This window comes from Paenibacillus sp. NN59 (assembly GCF_057597225.1).
This window is the reverse complement of record NZ_CP199678.1, coordinates 6,544,792-6,564,586: the sequence shown is the minus strand read 5'-3', so window position 1 is coordinate 6,564,586 and position 19,795 is coordinate 6,544,792. Positions and strand designations below refer to the sequence as shown.

General features: G+C 43.6%; 20 protein-coding genes and 1 tRNA gene. 20 read left to right on the top strand and 1 reads right to left on the bottom strand.

The window, feature by feature from the left end:
* Positions 1 to 76: 76 nt before the first annotated feature.
* The 4 genes from ACT89M_RS28545 to ACT89M_RS28530 all read left to right on the top strand — a co-directional run bounded on the left by ACT89M_RS28545 (position 77) and on the right by ACT89M_RS28530 (position 1,746).
* The gene (locus ACT89M_RS28545; protein WP_186809681.1) at positions 77 to 340 is read left to right on the top strand and encodes a putative Se/S carrier protein; all 264 of its coding nucleotides are present in this window, start codon (positions 77 to 79) and stop codon (positions 338 to 340) included.
* 18 nt (positions 341 to 358) lie between these two features.
* A complete protein-coding gene (locus ACT89M_RS28540; RefSeq protein WP_154890311.1) occupies positions 359 to 1,300 on the top strand; it encodes a mechanosensitive ion channel family protein in 942 nt (313 codons plus the stop codon).
* On the top strand, positions 1,290 to 1,499 hold the full coding sequence (locus ACT89M_RS28535) for a DUF951 domain-containing protein (RefSeq protein WP_090923590.1): 210 nt from the start codon (positions 1,290 to 1,292) through the stop codon (positions 1,497 to 1,499). Before ACT89M_RS28540 ends, ACT89M_RS28535 begins: the two co-directional genes overlap by 11 nt.
* Before the next feature lie 156 nt (positions 1,500 to 1,655).
* Positions 1,656 to 1,746, top strand: a tRNA-Ser gene (locus tag ACT89M_RS28530).
* 429 nt (positions 1,747 to 2,175) lie between these two features.
* Here ACT89M_RS28530 and ACT89M_RS28525 read toward each other — a convergent pair.
* Positions 2,176 to 2,370, bottom strand: coding sequence for a YjzC family protein (locus ACT89M_RS28525; protein ID WP_090923589.1), 195 nt, complete (start codon positions 2,368 to 2,370; stop codon positions 2,176 to 2,178).
* A 215-nt stretch (positions 2,371 to 2,585) separates the two neighbouring features.
* On the opposite strand from ACT89M_RS28525, the gene rpsF reads away from it, so the two are divergent.
* From rpsF to ACT89M_RS28445, 16 genes are all read left to right on the top strand, one after another.
* Positions 2,586 to 2,879 (top strand): 30S ribosomal protein S6, encoded by a 294-nt coding sequence (rpsF, locus tag ACT89M_RS28520; RefSeq protein WP_024629534.1) that lies wholly within the window; start codon positions 2,586 to 2,588, stop codon positions 2,877 to 2,879.
* A 51-nt stretch (positions 2,880 to 2,930) separates the two neighbouring features.
* On the top strand, positions 2,931 to 3,416 hold the full coding sequence (ssb, locus tag ACT89M_RS28515; RefSeq protein ID WP_090923588.1) for a single-stranded DNA-binding protein: 486 nt from the start codon (positions 2,931 to 2,933) through the stop codon (positions 3,414 to 3,416).
* Positions 3,417 to 3,472: 56 nt separating this feature from the next.
* Positions 3,473 to 3,742, top strand: a complete 270-nt coding sequence (gene rpsR, locus ACT89M_RS28510) for a 30S ribosomal protein S18 (protein ID WP_090923587.1) — start codon at positions 3,473 to 3,475, stop codon at positions 3,740 to 3,742.
* A 254-nt stretch (positions 3,743 to 3,996) separates the two neighbouring features.
* Entirely contained in the window at positions 3,997 to 4,596 is a 600-nt protein-coding gene (locus tag ACT89M_RS28505) for a M15 family metallopeptidase (RefSeq protein ID WP_090923586.1), read from the top strand.
* A gap of 733 nt (positions 4,597 to 5,329) precedes the next feature.
* Positions 5,330 to 6,328, top strand: a complete 999-nt coding sequence (locus tag ACT89M_RS28500) for an ABC transporter ATP-binding protein (protein WP_090923585.1) — start codon at positions 5,330 to 5,332, stop codon at positions 6,326 to 6,328.
* A gap of 4 nt (positions 6,329 to 6,332) precedes the next feature.
* Positions 6,333 to 7,265, top strand: coding sequence for an ABC transporter ATP-binding protein (locus tag ACT89M_RS28495; protein WP_260510743.1), 933 nt, complete (start codon positions 6,333 to 6,335; stop codon positions 7,263 to 7,265).
* 7 nt (positions 7,266 to 7,272) lie between these two features.
* Positions 7,273 to 8,235 carry an oligopeptide ABC transporter permease gene (gene opp4B, locus ACT89M_RS28490; RefSeq protein WP_154889655.1) on the top strand — a complete coding sequence of 321 codons (963 nt, stop codon included), beginning with the start codon at positions 7,273 to 7,275 and terminating at the stop codon, positions 8,233 to 8,235.
* A gap of 28 nt (positions 8,236 to 8,263) precedes the next feature.
* The gene (locus ACT89M_RS28485; RefSeq protein ID WP_123067009.1) at positions 8,264 to 9,169 is read left to right on the top strand and encodes an ABC transporter permease; all 906 of its coding nucleotides are present in this window, start codon (positions 8,264 to 8,266) and stop codon (positions 9,167 to 9,169) included.
* Between the two features lie 19 nt (positions 9,170 to 9,188).
* Positions 9,189 to 11,015 carry an oligopeptide ABC transporter substrate-binding protein gene (locus ACT89M_RS28480; RefSeq protein WP_253498862.1) on the top strand — a complete coding sequence of 609 codons (1,827 nt, stop codon included), beginning with the start codon at positions 9,189 to 9,191 and terminating at the stop codon, positions 11,013 to 11,015.
* 156 nt (positions 11,016 to 11,171) lie between these two features.
* Positions 11,172 to 12,068: a D-alanyl-D-alanine carboxypeptidase family protein gene (locus tag ACT89M_RS28475; protein ID WP_154960421.1), complete on the top strand. Its 897-nt coding sequence runs from the start codon at positions 11,172 to 11,174 to the stop codon at positions 12,066 to 12,068.
* A gap of 114 nt (positions 12,069 to 12,182) precedes the next feature.
* Positions 12,183 to 14,609, top strand: a complete 2,427-nt coding sequence (locus ACT89M_RS28470; RefSeq protein WP_154960422.1) for a S9 family peptidase — start codon at positions 12,183 to 12,185, stop codon at positions 14,607 to 14,609.
* 246 nt (positions 14,610 to 14,855) lie between these two features.
* Positions 14,856 to 16,472: an MFS transporter gene (locus ACT89M_RS28465; protein ID WP_441342908.1), complete on the top strand. Its 1,617-nt coding sequence runs from the start codon at positions 14,856 to 14,858 to the stop codon at positions 16,470 to 16,472.
* 245 nt (positions 16,473 to 16,717) lie between these two features.
* Complete coding sequence (locus ACT89M_RS28460; RefSeq protein WP_090923577.1) at positions 16,718 to 17,752, top strand: LCP family protein; 1,035 nt, start codon at positions 16,718 to 16,720, stop codon at positions 17,750 to 17,752.
* 193 nt (positions 17,753 to 17,945) lie between these two features.
* Positions 17,946 to 18,371: a CBS domain-containing protein gene (locus ACT89M_RS28455; RefSeq protein WP_090923576.1), complete on the top strand. Its 426-nt coding sequence runs from the start codon at positions 17,946 to 17,948 to the stop codon at positions 18,369 to 18,371.
* Between the two features lie 204 nt (positions 18,372 to 18,575).
* The gene (locus tag ACT89M_RS28450; RefSeq protein WP_090923575.1) at positions 18,576 to 18,878 is read left to right on the top strand and encodes a MazG-like family protein; all 303 of its coding nucleotides are present in this window, start codon (positions 18,576 to 18,578) and stop codon (positions 18,876 to 18,878) included.
* 5 nt (positions 18,879 to 18,883) lie between these two features.
* On the top strand, positions 18,884 to 19,795 hold the full coding sequence (locus tag ACT89M_RS28445) for a DUF2232 domain-containing protein (protein WP_090923625.1): 912 nt from the start codon (positions 18,884 to 18,886) through the stop codon (positions 19,793 to 19,795).

Here is a 19,795-nt window from a genome sequence, read left to right as displayed (position 1 = left end):
GAAAGGTAGAGTGTTTTATACTTCGGAAGGACAGGCTTTTTACCTGAGAGTGGTTGTAGCTTGAAAGGAGCAGGACATGGACGAATGGCTGAACGATTGGATGTTGATTGCGTTTGATTCAACGCAGCAGGCACTGCGAGCAGAGATGCTATTAGAGTTTGCTGAGATCGAGATTGACTTGTTTCCGACACCTAAGGAGATTACAGCGGGCTGTGCACTGTGTATTCAGTTTCCAAAAGAGGATCTGATGCGAGTACAGAAAATTATTCGTGATGAGTTTGTTGAGATTCGCGGCCTCTATTTCAAAACCGAAGACAGCTATGATAACATACCGATGTAGAGGAGGAATCAGACTTTGATGTCATTTTATTTTGCGCAAGCTGGTAATAATGTCGGCATTTATGCATCAACTGTGGATGAAGCCATTCGTTGGACGGATAAAGTGTGGGCTAAAATTTCGGATACGGATATGTGGCTTAACATCATGTTCAGTTCGATTCGTATCCTCATTATTTTTATTATCAGTCGTATTGTCATTAAAGTGGTGTCCCGGGTTATTGATCGTTCGATGGCACGGAAACAGGAAGGCAAAATTCGCGTCAACCCGCGCAGATTCGTAACGATTGGTGAGTTGTTGAAAAATGCAACCTCGATAACATGTAATTTCATTATGATTTTGTTACTGTTATCGGAGATCAATGTTCAAGTTGGGCCACTGTTAGCTAGTGCCGGTGTGCTCGGGCTTGCAATTGGTTTTGGTGCTCAGGGTTTAGTGAAAGATGTCATTACCGGATTCTTTATTATTTTAGAAGATCAGTTTGCTGTAGGAGATGTGATTCAGACAGGCACGTTCAAAGGAACTGTTGAAGTCATTGGTCTAAGAACAACCAAACTGGTAAGCTGGCAGGGAGAAGTACACATCATTCCGAATGGTACAATTGCAAGTGTGACTAACTATTCGATGTCTAATTCGCTTGCTGTAGTGGATATCCCGATGAAGGCTGATCTGACGCTGGATGAGTCCGTACATCTGGTGAAGCAATCGCTCGCAGGTATTGAGGAACGAGATCTGAATATTGTGAAGGTACCGGATGTGCTAGGTATTCAGTCGATGTCTACTTCTGATTATGTCATTCGTGTGGTAGCGGAATGTATGCCGAACTCCCGGTCTTCGGTCGAACGTCAAATTCAGGGAGATGTGAAGAAAATACTCGAGTACCATGAGAGAAGCAAATTGGCTGCATTAGAGCAGGCGGCTGCGATGGATAATGATGAGGGAGATGGTGCAGGTGGAGCGTAAAAGTTTCCAGCTTGGAGATATCGTACAGATGAAAAAGCAACATCCCTGTGGAAGCAATGAGATGGAGATCATTCGGATGGGGATGGATATTCGGATCAAGTGTGTTGGTTGCAAACATAGCGTACTGATTCCTCGGGCCAAGTTCGAGAAAAACATGAAAAAAGTGTTACGCTCGGTAGAAGAGGATGAGGAATCCTGAGGGTAGGGTGGAAGAGGAAAACATATATCCGGTGTTTTAGATGCATGATCTAGCCATATCGCGGTGATGAAACGTAATAGTGAAATAGCGTTTTCATGCAGACAGGGTATAGGTATTGCTTTCCGACTACAGGCGTGATATAATCAATTTTGCTGCGGAAAGGTACCCAAGAGGCCCAAGGGGGCTGACTCGAAATCAGCTAGGCGTGTCACAGCGTGCGTGGGTTCGAATCCCACCCTTTCCGCCACTTAAGTCATTTAGATTTTGCGAAAATGCAATGCTTACATAACTCCATGGACTGGAGTCATCATAAACAACTTGAAGGGACTAGCCTATTGGATAGTCTTTTTATTTTGTTTCTTATATTTTTTTGGAAAATTGTATAATGTGGCCTCGTATAAAAAAATAAAGAGCCCTGACGGGCTCTTTATCCGGCGGTACATGTTTAGTTAGATCACAATCGGTCGTAACGACAGAAACGCTGGCTGTACTGCTTGTAGCAATACCTGTGCTTCGGATTGAAGTCTTACACACCCACAAGCTTCTTATATTACGTGATGCATCTCCAACATCGAAAAATCGGCTTCGTTGTCCAACGGAACCACACCTCTCTCGTGTACCGCCTGATTGTATTATGTGCTAACTACCGTTTTATATACGTGGTACTGAAAAAAACTTAGTGAACGCGAGCTTTAGTCAGCTTTTTCCACTTGCGATTGTGATTGCTCGTTTCCGGAAAGGCTTCACCTTTTTTTAGCGTGACTCGCTTGGGATCATTAATCTCCGTGTGAAAACTCTTCTCCCCGACTTCAGTGTATTCTCCATCATTCGGCGCTTTGTCACCAGGTTCGAACTCGGTTCTTTCACCCATAATAAGTAGCCTCCTCCACAGAATGAGATCAGTGTTACTTCTGTAGTGTGTTCCATCTGATGTCTAAACATGATGGGGATTATGTACCAATATGTACAGGGAACGTTTGCTTGCATTTCGTTTGTGCATTTGTTATATTAATATAGTTCGAGTTTGTGCTCGTTCCTTGCTCTCAACCTGGATTGAGGGCCAGAGTCCATAAGGAGGTGAAAATTATGCGCAAATATGAAGTGATGTACATTATTCGTCCTGACGTTGAGCAAGAAGTTGTTCAAGCTACAGTCGATAAATTCCAAGGCATCATCTCCAACGGCGGTGGTGAGGTTACAGCTCACGACGTTATGGGTAAACGCCGTCTTGCGTATGAGATCAAGAAATTCCGTGATGGTGTTTATGTTCTGGTACACTTCACTGCTGAACCAGCAGTAGTTACTGAGCTTGAGCGTCTCATGAAAATTTCTGACGAAGTAATTCGTTATCTCATTACCAACGACGTTAAGTCTGCCTAAGACATTAACTCGTGATTATCGCACCAATACGCTCAGAAGGAGGGGATTACATTGTTGAACCGTGTCATTCTGATCGGCCGGTTAACCCGGGATCCTGAGTTACGTTATACTCCAGCAGGAGTAGCTGTGACACAATTTACTTTGGCGGTAGACAGACCGTTTACAAGCCAAGGAGGAGAGCGGGAAGCAGATTTTATTCCGGTCGTAACCTGGAGACAGCTTGCCGAGACTTGTGCAAACTATTTGCGTAAAGGTCGTCTGGCTGCAGTCGAAGGACGCATTCAAGTACGTAACTACGAGAATAACGAAGGAAAACGTGTATACGTGACCGAAGTCATTGCCGATAATGTTCGTTTCTTGGAGTCAGCTAACCGCGAAGGCGGTGGCGGCGGGGGTCAACCTATGCGTGAAGAGCCTTCTTATGGAGGCGGCGGCGGACGTGCAAGCAACAATAATGCTGCGCGTAGCAACAATCAGGATCCTTTTTCCGATGACGGAAAACCGATTGATATATCGGATGATGATTTGCCATTTTAACGTGAGCCGTTACTCGTACGAGTTATCGGTTACATGATAGGAAAGGACTGAAAAGCATGGGCTTCAAGCAAAGAGAAGGCGGAGACGATAAAAGACCGGCACGTCGTGGTGGTCGTAACAAACGTCGTAAAGTGTGCTTCTTCACAGCGAACAAAATTACTCACATCGATTATAAAGATACGGACTTGCTTCGTAAATTTATCAGCGAACGTGGAAAAATTTTGCCACGCCGTGTAACAGGTACTAGCGCTAAATATCAACGCATGCTGACGATTGCAATCAAACGCTCCCGTCAAATCGCATTGTTGCCATACACAACTGAGTAGTCTTACTCAGTTTGCATACAAGAGCAGCCGGCTATAAGCCGACTGCTTTTTTTGTGTTCTTAAATACTATAAATCTAAGGATAAGAATAAGGATACCATATGAAAATTCAAGAAAATGAAAACGTATAATCATGTAATTTTTGCAGAAGAAGCTTTCACAGCTGAGATGAATTATAATAGAAGTTAGTTTACCTGAAATGAAGCCTTTAAAAAAGAATTAAAGCTTGATGAGTAGAAAAAGTGTAGGAGAGTATATGAATTCATCACTACGTAAGCTAAGACAGCGAAGGAAGAAAAGCCTGAGAAACTGGATCATCGCAACGATTATTCTATCCATTGTATTTGTATGGTTGCAACAAAAAGGGGACTTGGGAGAGATATGGCAAGATGAAATAATTCCTGAGCCTTTGCCAATTACCGGTTTGCATCCAGCTGTTGCCGAAAGTGAAGGTGTATTAGTCCGTATGGCTGCCAGGCGAGGTATAGAAGTTGTGATTACGCATGGATATCGGAGTGTGGAGGAACAAGATGCTCTCTTTGCACAGGGACGCTCATCTTCTGGGAATATTGTCACCAATGCAAGAGGCGGGGAGTCTTATCATAACTATGGACTAGCCATTGATTTTGCCTTAAGAACCCCTGATGGAGATATTGTCTGGGATATGGAACGAGATGATAATGGCAATGGCAAGGCAGATTGGATGGAGGTTGTCGATTTAGCTAAAGAGCTAGGTTTCACCTGGGGTGGAGACTGGACTAACTTTCCGGACTATCCTCATCTACAGATGGACTTTGATTTGAGTATTCGTGATTTAAAACGTGGTAAAAGGCCACCATTGGCACCACAAAGGTAATAGTATATATGCGTAATTATGAATATTTATTAGTAAAGTCCTGCTTTTTGCAGGACTTTTTTCTTTCTTTTGTAAAATAAATGTTCAAAAGTAACAATTAACTCTTTACAGCAACAATTAAATAAAACTATACTATAATAACTAGATTTTTACGTTTATCTTACAAACCTTAAATAAATGTATATATATAAGCTTCATATGACCTCTAAGCAGAGATTCTATGAAACGACAAAATCCCCCTAAATGTGACATGTAATTTACACTAACTAAGTTACTCCCAAATCATATGCTATTAACTCTACACATTGTGTCATAGACATGTTATATATAAACACAAAAAAACTTTGTACACACGCCTCATATTGTTGTAATTCCACCCGAGCACACTTAACTCTCACACTAAAATCCTGCTATAGATACCTTTTAGCCAAAACTATTACCCAAAACTGTAGCATAGAAAACATTTATTCCATAAATCCCAAAATAATGATTGACGTTAACTTAAATTACACGTATGATTACAGTAATTATTTGTATTTATAATTCCGCTAGGAATTATCAACATTAATTGACCAATGGTTTAAATTGAAGACTATAATCTTGATTCTGTTAACGATAAGGTATTTTGTATACACTTTTGTTCAATTTAAGGAACAACATGGAAATATACAGTGGATGCACTCTTCTACTTATGAATACAGTCTGATGAAATTACAGGGTTAGGGTGATTGATTTGAATAAAGAGCTATTGGAAGTCAGAGACTTAACGACATCATTCAGAATTGAAGATAACTATTATGCAGCAGTCGATCACGTTAATCTTAAGGTTAAGAAAAATGAAGTGTTGGCTATTGTAGGAGAATCAGGTTCAGGTAAGAGTGCATTTGCATTTTCTCTGATGGGATTGCATAACAAAGCCAAAATCGAAGGTCAGATTCTCTATAAAGGGAAAGATATCGCCAACATATCCCCTAATCAATTAAACAAACTGCGCGGAAGAGAAATGGCCATGATCTTTCAGGATCCACTATCCGCACTCAATCCTCTAATGATCATAGGTGAACAGATTGAAGAGATTCTCACTCTTCATCAACCGAAGCTGTCTTCCAGAGAGAAGCGGGATAAGGTTATTCACTTATTGAACCAGGTAGGGATTCCACGTCCCGAACAAATATATAAGCAATATCCCCACGAATTATCTGGCGGTATGAGGCAACGTATTGTTATCGCAATCGCAATTGCCAATAAGCCAGAACTGCTCATTGCCGATGAACCAACAACAGCACTTGACGTGACCATTCAGTTGCAAATTCTCGAGTTGATCCGAGAGCTGAAGAATGAGATTAACGCAGGTATTATCCTTATTACGCATGACCTTGGTGTAGTGGCCGAGATGGCTGATCGTGTAGCCGTCATGTATGCAGGAGAAATTGTTGAAATAGCGGATATTGTTACATTGATGACCAATGCAAAACATCCCTATACACGTTCATTATTAAACTCGATCCCTACGATTACTGAAGAAAAATCCAAATTACATGTCATTCAAGGCATCGTACCTTCTCTCAAAAATCTTCCAAGGCAGGGGTGCAGATTCAAGGCCCGAATTCCATGGATTAGCGACTCTGCTCATGAAGATAACCCGCAGATGCATGAAATTGCGCCAGGACACTTTGTAAGGTGTACCTGCTATCAGCACTTTCATTTCCCTGATCAAGCGGAGGAGGCATAACATAATGGCATTACTTGAAGTAGAAGGACTCAAAATACACTTTCCGATTCGCGGAGGATTACTAAAACGGGAGATTGACAGTGTCAAAGCGGTTGACGATGTCAGCTTTTCCATTGAAGAAGGCCAGACTTACGGTCTTGTTGGAGAATCCGGTTCAGGCAAGACAACAACAGGCAGAGCTGTGATTGGTCTGAATCATGTGACAAGTGGAAAAATTTTATTCAATGGCAGGGATTTGACCAAAGAACGACGCAAAGATCGCCAGCTTCAGCGGGATGTACAGATGATTTTCCAGGATCCTTATTCGTCTCTTAACCCGAAGAAGCGCGTTATGGACATCATTGCTGAGCCTCTAAGAAACTATGAACGACTGACGGCAACGGAAGAGAAGAGACAGGTCGGTAGCTTATTAGAGAAGGTAGGGTTGAGTCCAGAGTCTATCTACAAGTATCCGCATGAATTCTCAGGTGGACAGCGTCAACGGATTGGAATCGCTCGTGCCATTGCACTCAAGCCCAAACTGATTATCGCTGACGAACCTGTATCTGCACTGGATGTATCCGTACAAGCCCAGGTGCTCAACTTCATGCAGGAAATTCAGAAAGAACTGAATCTGACCTATTTGTTTATCAGCCACGATCTGGGCATTATTCGTCATATGTGCGACCAGATTGGAATTATGTATAAAGGTCGATATGTGGAACAAGGGACAACAGATGATATTTTTGAAAATCCCCAACATATCTATACCAAACGTCTTATCGCAGCGATTCCGGATATGGACCCAACCAAACGTGAGGAAATGATAGCTTTCCGACAGCAGATCAAATCCGAGTATGAAAATTCATACCGCAATTTCTTCGATGAGGAAGGGCTTGCTTATTCGCTCCAATCCATTTCCGATACTCACCGGGTAGCTTTACCTCAGAAAGGTTGAAGGCCATATGTGGAAAACTATTGTACGCCGAATATTTATAATGATTCCTCAAATAATTTTGCTCAGTATTCTGGTCTTCCTGATGGCCAAAGCCATGCCAGGTGACGCGTTGACGGGACTGCTTGATCCGAGTATTGATCCCAAAGCGCTAGAAGAACAGCGCGAACGGCTAGGATTGAATAATCCATGGTATATACAGTATTGGGACTGGATCAGGCATGCAGCTATGGGTGATTTCGGACAATCGTTCCGTTTTAAAATGCCAGTAACAGATCTTATTGGTCAACGGATTGCCAATACATTCTGGCTTGCATTGGCAACACTGATTCTCACATATCTTATTGCTATTCCACTCGGTATCATCAGTGGTCGTTATAACGACACCTGGTCTGACCGTTTAATTACAGGATATACGTACCTGGGTTTTGCAGCACCACTCTTCATTTTCGCTCTGGTCATGGTCTGGATTTTCGGGTTCCGTTTTGGATGGTTCCCGACAGGGGGAAGTGTGGCACCAGGTCTTACACCAGGAACATTTGAATACGTCATAAGCAAGATTCACCATTTGCTACTACCAGCGTTATCAATGGCACTAATCTCCACTGTATCCACGGTACAATATTTACGCAGTGAGATTATTGATATCAAGCACAAAGAGTTCGTAATCACGGCGAGAGCCAAAGGTGCTTCGGAATCCCGAATCTACAACAGACATATTTTGCGAAACTCCCTGTTGCCGATTGCTGCATTTTTCGGGTATGAGATTACGGGGCTGATCGGCGGAACCATCTTTATTGAAAGTATATTCAGCTACCCGGGTATGGGACAGTTGTTCCTGAATTCCATCTCATTACGGGATTTCAGTGTAGTCACGGCACTCGTATTATTATATGGGATTGCTACGATTCTAGGCTCACTGCTGTCTGATATTATTCTGGGATTGGTCGATCCGCGTATTCGCATTAAGTAAGAACTTGAAGATTTCGGGGTGAAAACAGATGAGCAAGACCAATGATGTTATTGTAACTTCGCAGAAGGTTGATAAAAGCCCTTCCGGCTTAAGCATTGTGTGGCGAGAGTTGGTCAGGGACAAAGTAGCCCTCGTTTCGCTCATATTCCTGGGGCTTGTCATTCTTCTTGTATATGGAACCTCTATGATTCTGAATCAGGACGATATTGTTAAAGTTGATTTGTTTGCACTATATGAGCCACCTTCCGCTCAATACTGGCTGGGAACAGACTATGGCGGACGAGATGTATTTGGTCAGCTTGTTATTGGGACAAGAAACTCTTTAACTATCGGTATTCTGGTAACCTTAATGACTGGATTTATTGGCATTCTGGTTGGTGTGCTCTCGGGATACTTTGGCGGAATGATTGATAATATGTTCATGCGTGTGGTGGACTTTTTCATGATCTTGCCATTCCTGATGATGGTTATCGCCTTTGTAACGGCTGTACCGAAATATAATATCGTTTCATTCTCGCTCATTATGACCGCCTTCCTATGGATGGGAATCGCCAGATTGATTCGATCCAAGGCGCTTCAGGAGGGTGAACTCGAGTATATTAAAGCATCCAAAACACTTGGATCTTCTCACTTTAAAATTATTGTATCGCAGCTTCTTCCTAACCTAAGTTCGATTATCATTGTAACGATGACATTGAACCTGGCAGCTAATATTGGTCTTGAATCCGGGTTGTCTTTCTTGGGATTTGGTTTCCCGGAAAGCACACCAAGTCTTGGAACACTCGTAAGTTATGCACGTAATCCGCAAACCTTGGAATACAGATGGTGGATTTGGCTACCTGCATCACTACTGATCCTGGTATTGATGTTGAGTATAAATAATGTCGGACAGGCCTTGAAACGTGCGACGGATGCAAGACAAAGAAGAGGTTAAAAAAAGGGAGGAAAGGTTCATGAAAAAGGGATTATTTTCACGAGGACTATTTTTCACGATGATGCTGGTCTTTGTATTGGCGCTTGCGGCGTGCTCCGAGAAAGAAGCAGCAACTCCTGCACCAGGAGCCAAAACTGAAGAAGGGAAAACGGAGGAAAAACCTGCGAAAGAAGAGGGGGTTTACTCCATTGAAGACTTCAGTAATGTTAAAAAGAATGAAGGTACAGCCATCGAGGGTGGATCACTTACCTATGGTCTCGTATCCGATACTGCTTTTGAAGGTACACTAAACTTTAACTTCTATTCCGGTAATCCGGATGCGCAAGTTTTGCAATGGTTTGACGAAGGTTTGCTGACTTGGGATAAAGACTATGTCTACACCAATGATGGTGCAGCAACATATGAAACATCCGAAGATGGCAAAACGTTTACGCTCACGATTCGTGACAATGTAAACTGGCATGATGGCAAGCCGGTAACGGCTGAAGATTTGCAGTTTGCTTATGAAGTCATCGGTGGCAAAGGTTATGATGGCCCACGTTATGATTCCAATTTCACAAGTGTTGTAGGTATGGATGAGTATCATGCTGGAAAAGCAAAAACAATCTCTGGTATTAAAGTGCTGAGTGACAAAAAAATCAGCATTACGTATAAAGAAGCAACGCCATCCCTGCTGACAGGCGGCGTGTGGACATATCCATTAGCGAAACATATTTTTGGTGGTATGGATATTGCGAAAATGTCTTCTTCCAAAGAAGTACGTGAGAAGCCAATCGGTTTTGGTCCGTTTAAAGTAGAAACGATCACACCAGGTGAGTCTGTAACGTTTGTTAAAAACGATGACTACTGGCGTGGAGCTCCAAAACTGGACAAAGTAACATTGAAAGTAATCAACCCGACAACGGTTGTTCAAGAGCTGAAATCTGGCGGTGTAGATCTGGTAGACTCCTTCCCGACAGATCAGTATAAAGACAATGCGAACCTCTCCAACGTTGAATTCCTGGGTGCAATCGACCGTGCGTATACGTACATCGGTTTCAAACTGGGAACATGGGATGCTGAGAACAATAAAGTTAAATCTAATCCTGACGCAAAAATGGGTGATAAAAACTTGCGTAAAGCGATGTGGATGGCTGTAGATAATGACCAAGTAGGTAAACGTTTCTACAACGGTCTTCGCTGGAATGCAACAACACTGATTCCACCTTCTCACCCTGAATTCCATGATTCCAACAATCCAGGTGTGAAATATGATCCGGAAGCTGCAAAGAAATTGCTTGACGAAGCTGGCTATAAAATGGACGGAGAATTCCGTACGAAGCCAGATGGTTCACCACTTGAAATCAATTTTATTTCTATGACAGGTGGCGACACAGCTGAGCCACTCGCACGTTACTATGTTCAATCTTGGGCAGCAATCGGTCTGAAAGTAAACTTGGAAATGATCGAGTTTAACAACTTCTACGACCGTGTAGGTAACACAGGTAAAGATGATCCTAATGTCGATGTGTACCAAGCGGCTTGGGGTGTTGGTATCGACGTTGATCCATCAGGTCTGTATGGACGCGATGCACTCTATAACTTCCCTCGTTTCTCCAGTGAAGAGAACGACAAATTGCTGGCACGTGGTATCTCTGCTGAAGCATTTGACGTAGAGAAACGTAAAGAGATCTACAATGAATGGCAACAATACATGGTAGATGAAGTTCCAGTATTCCCAACATTGTACCGTGCTGTGGTATCACCAGTTAACAAACGTGTAATGAACTATGCGATTGGCGATGGAACTGGCGTATACTTGAGCGATCTGGCTGTAAATGCAGATAAAGCAGTTGTTGCTCAGTAATTATTAATAAACATGGATTTCGACACTCTGGCATGGGGTGGAAGAAATCCATGTTTTTTTTGTAACCAAAAAATAAAAAAAATTTAATTTATTCTCAAAAAAGTGCAGACAAAATGCCTCTTTGCTACGTCTATATAGGTAAGAGGTGATGAATCGATGAAAATATGGTGGAAACGCGCAGGAATGTTATTCACTTTACTAGTTATTATATATTTGGGAGTAAAACCGGACATGCTGGTTGGTAAGCCAGGCATTAAAGCCGAGTCGGCTGTTTTGATGGATATGAATTCGGAACAGGTGCTGATGGATTACAATGGCTCCGAAGAGATTGCTCCTGCAGGTATCAGCAAGCTAATGACCGAGCTACTTGTAATGGAGGCTGCAATGAGAGGAGATATTCGTTGGGATGATCCTGTTAATGTTAGTCGTTACGCCAGCTCTGTTGGCGGGAATCAGCTTGCACTCAAACAGGGGGATCGATTCACTGTTCAGGAGTTATTCCAAGTGGTGGCAGTATATTCTGCCAATGATGCTACCGTTGCTTTGGCGGAACATATCAGCGGTTCAGAACATCAATTTGTACAGCGGATGAATCAAAAGGCTGCTGAGATTGGTCTGTCAGGGGATACTCACTTCACCAACTCTACAGGTCTAAGCGAGACTATGCTTGGTCCTTATCGTCCACATAATATCCAGGGTCAAACGTTAATGACTGCGATGGATGCCTGCAAGCTTGCCCAATATTTGCTTAACCATCACCCCGAGATTCTTAAAGTTTCCAATCAAATGCAAGTCTCGTTGCACCAAAAGGGGATCTATATGAGCAATACAAACTGGATGTTATCTTCAATCGGGGGTCCATATGCTTATGAAGGTAATGATGGATTAAAGACTGGATATGACAAGGATACGGGGTATCATTTCGTTGGAACGGCTGAGCGAGATGGCAAACGGCTAATATCGGTTGTATTTGGATCAGATACGAGGGAAGGGCGGTTCGTTGAGACACGCAAGCTGTTGAATTACGGATTTTCGAACACAAAAGTAAACTAAACATACCACCCGTGTCAAGGAGAGTTGCCGCTGTTCCGAAATGGATAATCATAGTAAAATAGGATACGTATAGTTCCACATTATCCTGTAATTCACTTATAAGGGGGAAAACATTTGAACTCGATTAGCAAAAAAGTGTACGCACTCACGCTGTCCATGGCCATGTCGATTGCCTTGATTCAGCCTGCCGTACAGGCGGCCGAAGCAGTCAAACCTACGGCGGCTGTCTCGGAATCTATCGTTTCCAAGGCAACACAGACACTGCAACAACTGGGATACATAGATGGCACCACAGATGGAATGAAAGAAACGGCAACACCTATTACACGTGCTGAAGCTGCGATTATTCTGCAGCGTGTGCTTGAACTGGATGCTCCGGCAACCCTTACAGGTTTTGCAGACGTTCTGTCTGATCATGCAGCAGCACCAGCCATTTATGCGCTGAAACAAGGTGATCTCATTCAAGGTAATACCAAAGGGTATGCGCCAGATGCTCCGCTCACACGTGCCCAGATGGCTTCGTTGTTCACACGAGCTTTCGAATTGAAGGATAACGGTATACAGGTGATCTACAGTGATGCTGACCAAATCCCGGCTGTACATGCGAATGATGCTGTCCGAGTTAAACAACATTTCATTATCGAAGGTAATGCATTTCATGCAAAACAAGCAGTAACGCATGGGGAATTTGCTAGTGCACTGTACCTTGCCCTAGGGCTTGATGTGAAGAAAGCAGGGGTCACACCGCTTGAGGACTTCTTCAAACAGCCTGCTCAGGCAGGTTTTCAAATGTCCCCTGATGGCAAACATCTGGCTTACATGGAGCCGTGGAACAATCGGATGAACATCGTGGTTACGGCAAATGGTCAAGATAAGCCTGTACGTATTACAAGTGAAACAGATCGCAGTATTGCTAGTTTTGCATGGGCAACGAATGACAAGCTGTTGTATGCAAAGGATGCGGCTGGAGATGAGAACTACCACCTGTATATTACAGATATCGATGGAAAAAATAGCAAAGATCTGACGCCTTATCCAAATACAAGAGCGATGCTTGTCGATCCTTTGGAGAATATTCCAGATGAAATTTTGGTAAGCATGAACAAGCGTGATGCGAGAGTTTTTGACGTATACCGTATCAATATCAAGACAGGGGAGGCAGTTATTGCTGCCGAGAATCCGGGTAACATTACAGGCTGGATGACAGACCATGAAGGAAAAATTCGTGTAGCCATATCCAGTGATGGCAATGTATCTTCCTTATTGTATCGGGATGCGGAGAATCAGCCGTTCCAGCCACTGCTCACAACAGATCTGGGAGATACGTTTGTTCCTGTCATGTTCACAAGCGACAACAAAAACCTGTACGCAGTATCCAATCTGGAGCAAGACAAGATGGCTGTCGTGGAATATAGCCTGGCAACAAAGAAGGTAACCAGAACTCTTTTTGAAAACAAAGATGTGGATGTCAGCAATGTTATTCCTTCCAAAGAAAAAGGCAAGATCCTTGCAGCAGTCTATGAGACAGACAAGGTCAATTATGAGTATTTTGACAACGAGTTCAAGACACTCATGCAGGATATCAAAGCCAAGGTGCCTGGCAAAGAGGTTGGTATTATAAGCACAAGTGATGATGGGCAGGCACTCTTTATATCATACAGTGACAAATCGATGGGCACATATTATTTCTATAATTCCAAAACAGGCAAGCTCGATAAGCTGGCGGATACGGCTCCATGGATTGATGAGACCAAAATGGCGGATATGAAACCAATTATGTTCAAGTCTCGGGATGGTCTTGACCTTCATGGATATCTGACACTGCCACAAGGTGCGACGGCATCGAATCTTCCTTTGGTTGTTCTTCCGCATGGTGGACCTTGGGCCCGGGATTCATGGGGATATATTCCGGATGTCCAGTTCTTGGCAAGCCGCGGATATGCAGTCCTGCAAGTGAACTTCCGTGGATCAACAGGTTATGGTAAGAAGTTTCTAGAGGCAGGCAATAAACAGTGGGGTAAAGCCATGCAGGATGATCTCACCGACGGTGTGAACTGGCTGGTAAAAGAAGGTACAGTTGATCCGAAGCGAGTCGCAATTTATGGTGGATCATATGGGGGTTATGCGGCTCTCGCTGGCCTGGCCTTCACCCCGGATGTATACGCTGCTGGGGTTAGTTATGTAGGCCCATCCAATATCTTTACGCTGCTTAACTCGCTACCGCCATATTGGGAATCTGGGCGCAATCTGTTTTATGAGCGTGTCGGTGATCCGGAGAAGGACAAAGAGCTGCTTACCGCAATCTCACCGCTCTTCCATGTTGATCAGATGAAAGCACCACTATTTGTTGTTCAGGGTGCCAATGATCCGCGTGTCAAACAGGCCGAGTCCGATCAGATTGTCGAAGCACTGCGTAAACGTGGAGTAGACGTGCCATATATGCTGAAAATGAATGAAGGTCACGGCTTCGCCAATGTAGAGAATCAACTGGATCTCTACCGCGCGATAGAGAAATTCCTGAACCGTCATCTGATGCAGTAAAAAAATAAGATCTAAGGTTGTTCTCTGATTCCGATAAGGGATCAGAGAACAACCTCTTTTTTTAAATCGTGAGACTGAGAAATACATCATTGAAATGGAATGCAGGTGTTACATAAATTGGGTCTAATCGATATTCATCAATTGACATATAGACTCGCTTTATTTTAAAATGACCAGTGAGTCATTATTATTCATTCAGGTTTATATAGATGGTATTAAGAGTTGTACGAGAGTGTACAGAATCAGATGAAGGAGGAATCCGGGATGCAAAAAGAAATGAAATGGCCATTGATTCTCTTTGCCGTGGGTGTATTTATGGCCGCACTGGATAACGGAATAATTACATCGTCGCTGACCACATTAAATGCCTCGTTTGGTGTTTCGCCAACATGGGGTGCTTGGACGATTACGCTATACACGCTTGGGCTTGCAATCAGTGTACCCATTGCGGGTAAGCTGTCAGATCGATTTGGACGCAAAAAACTGTTTCTCATTGAGGTTGCTTTATTCGGAATCGGATCGCTCCTTGTTGCGTTAAGCACTTCGTTTACCTTTTTCTTGATCGCCCGGGTCATTCAGGCGCTTGGTGGAGGCGGGATATTTATCATCGCGAGCTCTTATGTGCTTAGTAAGTTTCCTGCTCAGCGGCAGGGTACAGCTCTGGGGCTTCTGGGAGGCATGAACGGCATAGCAGCTATTCTTGGCCCTAACATCGGCGCATTCATCCTTGATATTACAGGCAACTGGCACTGGTTGTTTCTCATCAACGTACCGATTGCAATCCTGCTGTTCATTGTCGGAATCCGTTATATCCAGGAAGAACAGGAGCTCAGCCGGGCAGCTGTCGATTGGAGCGGCATAGCGGTCTTAACATTAGGCGTACTGAGTCTGATGTACAGCTTCAGTAATCTCGACGGTGTGAACATGCTTCAAAGCTTGGCTTCGCCAATGTTTTATAGCTTCTTTCTAGTGGGTGTAGCTGTGCTGGTGATCTTTTATTTTATGGAAAAAAGGTTGGAAGGGTCCGACCGTGAACCGGTCGTTTCCACAAAACTGCTTGGCATTGCATCTTTCCGCTGGACGTTGCTCATTGCCTTTTTCTCAGGAGCCATTTTGGCCTCTGTTATCTTCATTCCGGGTTTTGTAGAGCAATATCTAGGCGTATCCAGCACAGCTTCAGGCTACTGGTTTACACCGCTCGCACTGGCTTCAGGGATTGGAGCAGGAGGAGGAGGATACCTCGTTGACCGGAAAGGACCAATCTGGACATTGTCGGTAGCTGGCTTGCTCTCTGCGATTGGTTTCCTATTATTCCCGCTATGGGTAGAGCATATCTGGCAGTTTGTTATTGCGAGTACCCTTGTCGGTATTGGTTTTGGCATGATGCTGGGTGCGCCAGTCAACGTTCTTGTAACCGAACAGGCAGGTGAGAACAATAAAGGTATTGCAGTAGCAACCAGCTCTTTGTTCCGTCAAATGGCGATGGCGATTGCGCCGACGATCTTCGCCGGATTCCTGGCACGTTCTTTTTCTAACCTGGGCTCGAACATCCAGTCAGGTCTGGCGGATCGAGGAATTGAAGTACCACCGGCCGCGCTGGAGCAATATGCTTCTGGTGGAACATCAGGAAATGATGTCTCCAGTCTCATGGCGGGGTTGTCCAAGATTCCAGATGCCAATATACGGGAGACGTTGCTTCAGGCTGTACATCAAACGACAGGTCAAGGGTACAATGGACTTTTCTGGTCAGCAGTTATTTTTAGCGTGTTAACCTTGATCGTGGCTCTAGTAACGGGACGTCTTCGTCAAAAAGAGAAACAGAAGCAGCAACCGGAGGGATCGTTGGGATCACATAATATGTAGAATTAAAATGAGAGGATACGGAGGAACAGTGAACCTTTTGTAACCGAAAAAGGGGGCGCTGTTCTTTTCAATTTAACCCGATTGTAACTTTTCATGATGCAGGAATGATTACAATAGAACGAGCATCAGCGGTACTCCGGCTCAAAGAGAAATAAAAGTTTGGAGAACGGCGTGTCATCAGACGTTGCTCACGTTTAATGGGTAGTAATGAATTTCAATTTTGAGAGTGAAGAAGGAATCGACGGATGAAAAGCAGAACTAAAGAAAAGAAGAAAAAAAGTCGCAAAGGCCTCTATATAACACTTATCTCCCTAGTCGTTCTGATCATTGGCGGTTATGTTTTCCGTCAGCAGCTCGCTGTGGCCGCTTTTGACCTGTTTCTGGCGGATACAGTAGAAGCGCAGCTAACGCAATCTTACGTGCCGCAGGAAGGTAATAAAACGCCTGATCCAACAGTATATCGTAAAGAACCATTTTCTGTGTTGCTCCTGGGCTCCGATAAACGAGACTACGAGAAGTCACGCGGACGTTCGGATGCAGTCATCTATGCTGTGGTACGTCCGAAGGAATCTCGGGTGCTTCTGGTATCTATTCCGCGTGACACGTATGTGCAGATCGTAGGAAGAGATGCGGACAAGGACGGGACGGATGATTATGACAAAATCGCGCATGCTTACGCCTTCGGCGGGGAGAATATGTCCATCAATACGGTGGAAAAGTTTCTTGATGCAGACGTAGGTTATTACGCAACGATTAACTTTCAGGGAATCAAAAAGGTGGTTGACGCCCTCGGAGGCATATCACTGCCAATTGATAAGGATATCGTGAACAAAGATCCAAACCATGAAAAGTTCACGGTAAAAGGCGGCAAACCGATCTATGACGGACAGGAAGCACTCTATTACGTGAGATATCGGGAAGACAGTGATTTTAACCGTACGAATCGGCAGCAAATTTTCCTGAATGCTTTTGCAGACAAAATGTTGAATCTGAATCAGATCGCGAAGATCCCCGAGTTATTCCAGATCATGGGTGATAATTTTCAGACCGACATGCAGCCGAACTTTATCATTGATCTGGCAAAACAAGTTCTGACACAGGAAAAACCACAGGTTTCCAGCTTTACGATTTTGAGCGAAGGTATGCGTAAAAACGGCATTTATTATGGGCGTGCCGATGAGAAAGATGTTCAATATGCTAAAGAGCTGATTAAAAACTGGATGGATCAATCGACCCCAGCCGGTGAAGTCATGATTCCTGACCGGCAGAAGATTGAATAGTTAACTCCATACAGATGGTTTGTCTTACACAACAATCAGCAGTACGTTAAGCGGGCTGCTGTTTTTTTCTTTGTGTGAGGCTTTTCATCGCGTAAGAACTTCATCCTTTTGGAACATCCTTCGTTCTATAACGTATAATATAAGTTGAGCGATCTAGTTGAACGAGAAATAGACAAGGAGGATATATGAGGGTATGAACATCGCGTTTTTTTTGCTGCCCAAACAAGAGGTTACATGTGTGACGTCGGACTCTACACTGCGGCAAACGCTGGAACGGATGGAATATCATCGGTTTACAGCAGTGCCTATTTTGAATAAGGAAGGCAAATATATTGGTACGGTTACGGAAGGCGATCTGTTGTGGTATATGAAAAATGCCGAGGGGAAGATATCATTTGAAAACGCTTCAAAATTTCTTCTCAAGGACGTTCCGTTGAGACTTGATATCAAGCCGGTATCCATTGATGCCAATATGGAGGATTTAATTAATCTAGCCAAGGTGCAGAACTTTGTCCCGGTCGTGGATGATATGGAACGTTTTATCGGCATTGTGAGACGCAGTCAGATCATTGAATACTGTGAAGGAATTGTTGCCAAGGAGTCCATGAAAGCTAAATAGTTGATTACTTTTCAAAAATGGCGGGCTTGCAGGGATAATCAAAGCGATTATTACGAATATATATGATAAGACAAACGGGGCTCGGCATCGCACCTGTCATGGAGTTTAGGAGAATTTCTCCGCTTTTGGGGGTAATTTTGCAGGCCCCTTTTTTATGCTATAATCGAGAATAAAGCTTTTTCGGGGGAGAGTGACTTTCGCCAAATGCCTAAAGAACTGGATGTAGCCAAGCGGGCTAAAGTGATTGAATGGCTGAAAACCGAAGTACTTGATCAAGTATCCCGATTATTCAAAGCATTGTGGGAAGGCAGCACGATTCGAATCGGAGATAGTCTTGCCAGTTTAATGATGAGCAGTTACATATTGGGCCGTCGGCTCGGTATTCCATTTAAGGATCTCGATGCTCTGCTTGTAGAGAAATTAAAAAAGCATAAACAGGAAGGTCACCAGCTGGAAGACTGGTACCAGGATATTTCCGCGCTAGAAGATCATATGCGTAAGAGGTGAATTTGTTGAAATTTAGCTTTAAATCAGCTGTCTGGAGTGCAGTGCTTTTACTTTTGCTGCTTTCGCTACTAACTCCTTTATCGGTGCTCTCTATATTTTTTATGATGATTCCGGGAGTTATTTTGTATGCCTCACTATCTGTAAAATCCTTTATTTTGCATCTAGTGCCGGTTGCTATTATTTTGGTGATGGTCCATCCGATTTATCTGTTGTTCATGGTGATCTTGATTTTGCCAGCCATCGCTATGGGTCACGCGTATAAGAAACAAAAATCGGCCTTGTTTGCTCTAATGACAGGTGCCGGAACGATGCTGGCGGAATATTTGTTGTTACTGTTGGTGGGCAGTCTCATTTTCCAATTTGATCTGTCCAGTTATATCAGAGATGTGGTGCAATTAACGATTGAGCCACTCACGAATTCTTCGAATCAGATGATCAATGGTTTCGTTTGGACACCTGAAATGACTGAAGATATCGCGAAACAAACACAGTTAATGATTCCTTTTGCCCTGGTCGTTACGTCGATGGTCATGGCATTCATTACACATATCATTGCTCGTCCGATTCTGAGTGTTATGGGCTTGAACGTATCCAAACTTCCACCTGCAAGAGAATGGCGTATGCCACGTGCATTGATCTGGTATTACTTCCTCGCGTTGATTATTGAGGTAGTATCCAGACAAAACGACGGATCATATTGGAAGATGATTGCGATGAACTTGTCACCATTAATTAATCTTGGTTTCATGATTCAAGCCATCGGTTTCTTCTTTTTCCTCTCATATACAAGAAAATGGAATCCGATTATCCCATTTTTATTGGGAGCAGCAGTGTTTTTCATTGGTCCGCTTCGCATTGTCGGAATTATTGATCTGGCGTTCCCGATCCGTGAGGCAATATCGAAATCAAAACGATAG

What these genes read in the sequence shown, in the direction of transcription:
- ACT89M_RS28540 (WP_154890311.1), top strand. Translation starts at nt 359, where the DNA reads ATGTCATTTTATTTTGCGCAAGCTGGTAATAATGTCGGCATTTATGCA.
- rpsR (WP_090923587.1), top strand. Translation starts at nt 3,473, where the DNA reads ATGGGCTTCAAGCAAAGAGAAGGCGGAGACGATAAAAGACCGGCACGT.
- ACT89M_RS28525 (WP_090923589.1), bottom strand. Translation starts at nt 2,370, where the DNA reads ATGGGTGAAAGAACCGAGTTCGAACCTGGTGACAAAGCGCCGAATGAT.
- ACT89M_RS28455 (WP_090923576.1), top strand. Translation starts at nt 17,946, where the DNA reads ATGAACATCGCGTTTTTTTTGCTGCCCAAACAAGAGGTTACATGTGTG.
- ACT89M_RS28495 (WP_260510743.1), top strand. Translation starts at nt 6,333, where the DNA reads ATGGCATTACTTGAAGTAGAAGGACTCAAAATACACTTTCCGATTCGC.
- ACT89M_RS28545 (WP_186809681.1), top strand. Translation starts at nt 77, where the DNA reads ATGGACGAATGGCTGAACGATTGGATGTTGATTGCGTTTGATTCAACG.
- ACT89M_RS28480 (WP_253498862.1), top strand. Translation starts at nt 9,189, where the DNA reads ATGAAAAAGGGATTATTTTCACGAGGACTATTTTTCACGATGATGCTG.
- ACT89M_RS28460 (WP_090923577.1), top strand. Translation starts at nt 16,718, where the DNA reads ATGAAAAGCAGAACTAAAGAAAAGAAGAAAAAAAGTCGCAAAGGCCTC.
- ACT89M_RS28465 (WP_441342908.1), top strand. Translation starts at nt 14,856, where the DNA reads ATGAAGGAGGAATCCGGGATGCAAAAAGAAATGAAATGGCCATTGATT.
- ACT89M_RS28485 (WP_123067009.1), top strand. Translation starts at nt 8,264, where the DNA reads ATGAGCAAGACCAATGATGTTATTGTAACTTCGCAGAAGGTTGATAAA.
- rpsF (WP_024629534.1), top strand. Translation starts at nt 2,586, where the DNA reads ATGCGCAAATATGAAGTGATGTACATTATTCGTCCTGACGTTGAGCAA.
- opp4B (WP_154889655.1), top strand. Translation starts at nt 7,273, where the DNA reads ATGTGGAAAACTATTGTACGCCGAATATTTATAATGATTCCTCAAATA.
- ACT89M_RS28450 (WP_090923575.1), top strand. Translation starts at nt 18,576, where the DNA reads ATGCCTAAAGAACTGGATGTAGCCAAGCGGGCTAAAGTGATTGAATGG.
- ACT89M_RS28505 (WP_090923586.1), top strand. Translation starts at nt 3,997, where the DNA reads ATGAATTCATCACTACGTAAGCTAAGACAGCGAAGGAAGAAAAGCCTG.
- ACT89M_RS28475 (WP_154960421.1), top strand. Translation starts at nt 11,172, where the DNA reads ATGAAAATATGGTGGAAACGCGCAGGAATGTTATTCACTTTACTAGTT.